This window comes from Falsiroseomonas sp. RANM36 (assembly GCF_056682175.1).
Genome location: NZ_JBWXTD010000002.1, coordinates 151696 through 152489, shown reverse-complemented (window position 1 = coordinate 152489; position 794 = coordinate 151696). Strand labels below are relative to the sequence as shown.

At 79.8% G+C, this 794-nt stretch carries 1 protein-coding gene and 1 pseudogene; one reads left to right on the top strand and one right to left on the bottom strand.

What is annotated here, in order from left to right; translation table 11 throughout:
* Positions 1 to 124 precede the first annotated feature (124 nt).
* On the top strand, positions 125 to 433 hold the full coding sequence (locus tag AC1MIR_RS01635; protein ID WP_480026445.1) for a hypothetical protein: 309 nt from the start codon (positions 125 to 127) through the stop codon (positions 431 to 433).
* 98 nt (positions 434 to 531) lie between these two features.
* On the opposite strand, the pseudogene AC1MIR_RS01630 reads toward AC1MIR_RS01635, so the two are convergent.
* Positions 532 to 794: pseudogene (locus tag AC1MIR_RS01630) on the bottom strand (UDP-glucose 4-epimerase GalE); the annotation flags it as partial.

The window sequence follows — 794 nt, the reverse complement described above, 5'->3', positions numbered from 1 at the left end:
CCGCCGCGCCCGCCCGGCCCCCGCCCCCGCCCCCCCGCCCCCCGCCCCCCCCGCCCCCCCCCCCCCCCCCCCCCCCCCCCCCCCGGCCCGACCCGAACCACCAACGACCGACAGGACATCGCAAATGGCCAGCCCCATGATCTTCGGCGACGGCGTGCTCGACGTGCACATCGCCAACGGCGTCGCCCGCCTCACCTTCGGCGCCGCGACCGCGCAGAAGGATGCGAAGCCGGAGCCGTCCGGCACGCTGGTCGTGCCGGTGGTGCAGCTGCCCGCGCTGGCCCGCGTGCTGGTCGAGGTGACCAAGCAGGTCGAGCAGCGCGCCAAGGAGGCCATGGCCCAGGCCCAGGCGAAGGCCGCCGCCGGCGAGGCGCCGGCCGCCGCGCCCGAATCCGGCGACCAGGTCACCGGCGCCTTCCGCTTCAACGGCTGAGCCGGCCCGATGACCGCAGGGCCGCACGGCCCGGAGGCCTGAATCGGCCCGCCCAGATGCAGGTCCACCGCCCTCCCCCCGCGGGGAGGGCTTCGGCGTCACCCGCCCGCGTACCCGCGCGGATGGGCGGCGTGCCACGCCCAGGCGGTGCGCACGATGTCCTCCAGCGCCGGGAAGCGCGGCGTCCAGCCGGTCTCCTCGCGCAGGCGCTGCGAAGACGCCACCAGCGCCGCCGGGTCGCCCGCGCGGCGCGGCCCGTAGCCATGCGGCACCGGCCGCCCGCCGCCCCGCGCCCCCGGCGCCCGCCCCGGCGTCACCGAATAGCCCGTGGCGGTGCCGGGGGGGTAGCGGGCCGCGCGGG